The organism is Mycobacterium sp., assembly GCF_035623875.1.
Classification (GTDB): Bacteria; Actinomycetota; Actinomycetes; order Mycobacteriales; family Mycobacteriaceae; genus Mycobacterium.
Window position 1 is genome coordinate 1 of sequence record NZ_DASPSP010000156.1, and the last position, 5,338, is coordinate 5,338.

Here is a 5,338-nt window from a genome sequence, read left to right on the forward strand (position 1 = left end):
TCACGGCTGATTTCTCGGATGAGCTGTAATTTTCCTCTGCGTCTGGTTTTCCCAAGCTGACGGTTGTCCGTCGTGTCGCGGTCGTTCGCGGCTTCACTTGTCATAAGATGACCATCTCCGACTCGAGGCCGCAGAGCTCGAAAACCCTTAGGAAGCAACTCAAATGGAGCTTGACCGCATCACCCATCCGTTGCGACTCGCCAGGGGATCCCACCAGCCCGGATCGGGCAAAGGGTGTGCCATGAAAGCCATTTCATACATCAACGGCGACGAGCAGATCACCGATTTTCCGGCGACTTCCGCACGCCCGCTGGCCTCGTTCGTGCAGTTGTGCAACGACTTGCTGGCCGGGCCCGACGGCTACTTGTCACCAGAAGACAGCCTTTTGGTACTCGACCTCGGTTGGCTGACGGTTTGAACGGCTGATGTTGCTGACGATGTCATGCACATCTGGGTGACTAAACTGCTGATCAGTCCGCCCTGGGGCGTCGTCAGATACAGCGACGGCGCGGCGGCCGAGGCGATCACCGACATCGCGGAGCTACATCGCAGATACGCCCCGGGCGACACGCCGTCAATCGCCGACTGGGACGGCGCTGCCCGGGCCGCCCGCGCCGTGAGCGAGACATCACAGGGCGCCGAACCGTATGCCATCCGCGCCGCATACCAATCGACCGGGCTGGTTGAGACCGACGACTGGGTCACCTTGGACGCCGTAACCGGCAATGCCCTGCGCGCACATCGGCTGGCGAACGGAGATGCCGGAGCGCCGAGATAGCCGGCACCGGCGAACGCTCGCCAATGCGAAGGTGTAGGCGCCGACGGCGGTACGGTTTTACAGTGTCGGATAGGAGGCGAAGGTCCCTGCGATCTGTGCCTTTCAGCCCCTACGCCACGGTGGGCGGTAGGGAATCCTTTTCATGGGCCGCCGACCACGCTAGATAACCGTGCCATGCGACCGGATGGCGCGGCTGGTGTTGGGTGATTCGGGCGGGCCGCGGTAACTGATTAGGGGGCACACCTTTCCAAAGCCCTGCAACCGACGCGGAGGAATAGCGTTATGACCAAGAACGCGGTGTCCCCTCCCTCCGGGGGCGGGCGCCCGGCTCCAAGCGCGCCTTCGCCCCCGCCGCGCTGGCGGCATTGGCTGTGGCTGCTGGCGATCGCGGTGACCGTCGCGTTGTGGATCCTGGTACCCAAATGGCAGGCGACTCAGGCTCCGCCCACGATGAACATGAGCTACTCGGAGTTCCTCGCCGATGTGGATTCCCACCAGGTCAAGTCCGTCACCCTGGTCACCGACGGGCAGGCCAGCGGCACCCTGACCAACGGGCATAACTTCACCACGGTGGTGCCCACCCAGGCCGGCAGCACGCTATTGGACCGGCTGGAGAAGGCGCAGGTTGCGGTCTCGGCGTCGATGCCCAAGCAGTCACCCTCCTGGGGTGCGCAGTTGTTGACGGGGGTGCTGATCTTGGCGCCGTTCGTGCTGATTATCTGGTTGTGGCGGCGGATCTCTCAGGGCGCCGCGGCCTCGATGCAGGGGGCGCTGGGCGTGACCAGCTCGAAGGCGAAGGTGTTCGACTCCGAACGGCCGGACACGACCTTCGCCGATGTCGCCGGCTACGAGGGTGTCAAGTCCGAGATCGCCGAGGTGGTCTCGTTTCTGCGCCAGCCCGAGCGCTATCGCCGGGCAGGGGCGACGGCCCCGCGGGGCGTGCTGATGGTCGGCCCGCCTGGCACCGGCAAGACACTGATCGCCCGGGCCGTGGCCGGGGAGGCCAGTGTGCCATTCTTCTCGGTGGCCGGGTCGAGTTTCGTGGAGATGTTCGTCGGGGTCGGCGCGGCCCGGGTACGTGATCTGTTCGCCGCGGCCCGCAAGCGCGCGCCGTCGATCGTGTTCGTCGACGAGATCGACGCGATCGGCAGCCGCCGCTCCGGCACGGGCGCGCTGGTGGCCAACGACGAACGCGAACAGACCCTCAACCAGCTGCTCTCGGAGATGGACGGGTTCGACCCGTCGGAGGGCATCGTGGTACTGGCCGCCACCAACCGGCCCGAGGTGCTCGACACTGCGCTGCTGCGCCCGGGCCGGTTCGATCGCCAGGTTGTCATCCCGCTGCCGACCCTGGCAGAGCGGGTCGCCATCTTGTCGGTGCACTGCCAGCACAAGCGGCTGGCCGACGACGTGGACCTCGACGTGGTCGCGCGGGGCACCCCAGGGTTTTCCGGGGCGGATCTGGCCAACCTGGCCAACGAGGCCGCCATCGTCGCCGTGCGCAACGACCGTGAGGTGCTCACCGCCGCCGACTTCGACGCCGCCCGCGACCGCATTCTGTTGGGACGGCGCGAGGGCTCCAACGCGCTGCTGCCGGAGGAAAAACACGCGGTTGCGGTCCACGAGGCCGGCCACGCCCTGGTGGCTGCGCTCTCACCGCGCGCCGATCCGGTCGCCAAGGTGACGATCTTGCCGGGCGGGCAGGCCCTCGGCGCGACTGAGCAGCTGCCGCTGATCGAGCGTCACCTGTATGGCGAGGACTACCTGCGGCAGACCCTGGACGTGCGCCTCGGTGGGCGCGCGGCCGAGCTAGTTGAGCTTGGGCAGGGCTCCTCCGGGGCGGCCAACGACCTCGCCCAGGCCACCGAGTTGGCGACGAAGATGGTGCGCGAGTTCGGCCTGTCGGCCATGGTCGGCCCGGTCGGCTACCCACAGGGCGGCTCGGTGTTTCTCGGCGCCGGCGGGCCCGGGCTGTCCAGCCGGCCGTTCGCCGAAGCCACCCAGGCGGCCATCGATACCGAGGTCGCCAACCTGCTGCGCGAGGCCGAACAGCGCGCCACCGCTTTGTTGCACGCCCACCGTAGCGAGCTGCACAGCCTGGTGGCCCTGCTGTTGGAGCACGAAACCGTGGACGGCGCCGCCGTCTATCAGCTGCTCGGGCAGACCGTGCCGACGCCGCGGCCCGCCGCGGCGATCGTCGCCCCGCGGCGGGCCGCCGCCACCGAACAGCTTGTCCTGCGCCACAGCGGCCAACGCGGCTCGCCCGACGACACGCAGGAGAAGTAATCATGCACCCACGGTTGAGCACGCCGATCACCGCGCCACGATGGGCACCGGCGGCCACCAACATGACGCTGGGCGTCAAGATAATGCCGTATGGACTGGTACGCCGCATGGTTCTCCCTTCGCCGAGGGAACCCAATCGTCTCCGGTAGTGCCAACCCAGGCCTGGCCAGTGCGGTCGCGAATTATCTGGGTGTCGACTCCGATGGCTGCACTTTGGAGCGATACCCCGACGGCGAAGTGCGTCCCATCGTCGAAAATGTGTGCGGCGCCGATGTTTACGTGATCCAACCGACGGCGCCACCGGTCAACGAGCACCTCGTCGAATTGCTGCTGCTGGACGCCTGCCGCCGGACCCGCGCCGCCAGGGTGGCGGCGGTCGTCCCGTATTTCGGCTACGCCCGCCAGGATCGACGCACCGCACCGGGACAGGCTCTCGGCGTGACAGTGGTCGCCGACGCGATCGCTGCCGCGGGGCCGACCGGCTCGTCGTCGTCGACCCCCACACACCCACCCTGGAAGCACAGTGTCGAATCCTGGTCGAAACACTGAGCGCCGTTGATGCCCCGTCGGGTGAGCTCGCCACCGACCTGCCGCACGGGGCGGCGGTCGTCGCTCCCGATTTAGGCGCGGTCAAACTGGCCGAACGGTATGCGGCGGTGCTGCGTGGACTCGTTGTGGTGGTGCGCAAGCAACGCGAAAGTGGCTCAGCGGTCAGCGCTGCACGGGACATTGTCGTGGCCGCGACCCATGGGCTTTTGGTTCATGCCGCCGTCAGCCGGCTGCATGATCTTGATCTGCGCCGCGTGCTGGTCACCGACACCGTTGCGGTCAAGACCGCGGGCACCTTGATCCAGGTGTGCTCGATTGCGCCGACACTCGCTGCCGCGATCGCCTGCTTGCACACCGACAAGCTACTGCAGCAACCAGTCGCTCATGCGTGATGAAATCGCTCACCGGGTCAGGCCTATCCCGTGAATCTGCACGCGTCTGGTGTCGGTCGCCACATGGGCGCCGAACTGGGCGATGAGCCACAGGTTGCTGTTGAGGTGCGCACTGCTGCGCGGCACGATGTAGCTCGAGTTGCCATGGGCTAACCCGCAAAACAACACCAGCTGATCGGCCAGGTGACGGTCCACCGTCGCCCCGCTGCGCACGTCGTCGAGGAACGTCGTCGCGGCAAAGCGGCCAATCCGCTCCGACGATCGGCCAGGCTTTCCCGCCCGGTCGGCGCCGAATCGGCTTCCGGTGTTGCCCTTCGCCCAAATCGCCAGGCACGCGCCCGCCTGCGCCGCGGTGTCATCGTCCATGCGCTCGATGGCGCAGGTCATGCCCGCGCCGACAATCTGCGCCTCGCACGTCGATGCCATACGCTCGCTCACCCGTTGTTCGGTCAGATGACTAGACAGGGCAATGCCAGCCACGTCGGAGACCGCACCAGCGGCGCTGAGCACCACCGGGTCAAGGCCGGCACGCTTGGGTACCACCGTCATCTCCACGACCCCGCCGCCTCCGGGCACATACCCGGGGCGGACGACGTCCAGTGACACGGTCACCCCCATCGCGTTCAGTAGCGGAGCGAGCACTCGATGCATGTGAAACGGCGACGGGGCGAAGTCTTGAAATAACCCGCCGGTGATGCGCGCATGTACGGGCGCGGCGGCAAAGCACGCCACCGGCAGCACACTCAACGCCAACATGGTGGCCGAGCCCGCGGTGCCGATGTCCCATTCGAAGTTCCCGCCCCCGATATCCGACCCGGGGATGAAGTCCACTGTGCGGCTACCGACTTCGACACCCTCTACTGCGGCCCCACAGAGCTGCGCGCACGCACGCACACCCGTCACATGCTGGGGTCGCAGCCCAGGCTTGCTGCGTTTCTGCCGCGCATTGATAATGCGGACGGGCTCGCCGCACAGCGCCGCCAGCGCCACCGCATAGCGAACGATGGTGCCGCTGCCCGACATGCGGGCGCCATCAATGGTGAGCATCGGTGTTCCCACTTGTCGGCTACGTCGGCTCGGTGATCTGGTTCTCGACGCTTTTGATGAATCCGCTTGCGACGTGTCCGGTTACGTCGATGCGTTGCTCGCGGCTGCTGAGCGACCTTCCGAATCCGCCACGTTCCCGGTCGGTGCAGTCAGTCGTGCGCTGGGCCCGAACGAGGAAGCCCAGCGCGATCTTGATGCATCGCCAGTAATCACCGGTGCGGCGATCCCGGCTCGAGATTGCGGGCGCGAACCTGCCCATGAGGGAAAGTCGGTCCACAGATCCGAC

General features: G+C 66.8%; 7 protein-coding genes. 5 read left to right on the top strand and 2 right to left on the bottom strand.

What is annotated here, in order from left to right:
* The first annotated feature begins 241 nt into the window (after positions 1-241).
* From VEI45_RS12690 to VEI45_RS12710, 5 genes are all read left to right on the top strand, one after another.
* Positions 242-418, top strand: coding sequence for a hypothetical protein (locus tag VEI45_RS12690; protein WP_324853648.1), 177 nt, complete (start codon positions 242-244; stop codon positions 416-418).
* A gap of 36 nt (positions 419-454) precedes the next feature.
* Positions 455-778, top strand: a complete 324-nt coding sequence (locus VEI45_RS12695; protein WP_324853650.1) for a hypothetical protein — start codon at positions 455-457, stop codon at positions 776-778.
* 282 nt (positions 779-1,060) lie between these two features.
* Complete coding sequence (gene ftsH / locus VEI45_RS12700; RefSeq protein ID WP_324853652.1) at positions 1,061-3,064, top strand: ATP-dependent zinc metalloprotease FtsH; 2,004 nt, start codon at positions 1,061-1,063, stop codon at positions 3,062-3,064.
* Positions 3,065-3,154: 90 nt separating this feature from the next.
* The gene (locus tag VEI45_RS12705; protein WP_324853654.1) at positions 3,155-3,613 is read left to right on the top strand and encodes a ribose-phosphate pyrophosphokinase-like domain-containing protein; all 459 of its coding nucleotides are present in this window, start codon (positions 3,155-3,157) and stop codon (positions 3,611-3,613) included.
* A gap of 107 nt (positions 3,614-3,720) precedes the next feature.
* Complete coding sequence (locus VEI45_RS12710) at positions 3,721-4,005, top strand: hypothetical protein (protein ID WP_324853656.1); 285 nt, start codon at positions 3,721-3,723, stop codon at positions 4,003-4,005.
* A 9-nt stretch (positions 4,006-4,014) separates the two neighbouring features.
* On the opposite strand, the gene rtcA is transcribed toward VEI45_RS12710, so the two are convergent.
* Together rtcA and VEI45_RS12720 are read right to left on the bottom strand one after the other, a co-directional pair.
* Positions 4,015-5,052 carry an RNA 3'-terminal phosphate cyclase gene (rtcA, locus tag VEI45_RS12715; RefSeq protein WP_324853658.1) on the bottom strand — a complete coding sequence of 346 codons (1,038 nt, stop codon included), beginning with the start codon at positions 5,050-5,052 and terminating at the stop codon, positions 4,015-4,017.
* 19 nt (positions 5,053-5,071) lie between these two features.
* Positions 5,072-5,338 (bottom strand): hypothetical protein (locus tag VEI45_RS12720; protein WP_324853660.1); only part of this gene is annotated, 267 nt, incomplete at its 5' end.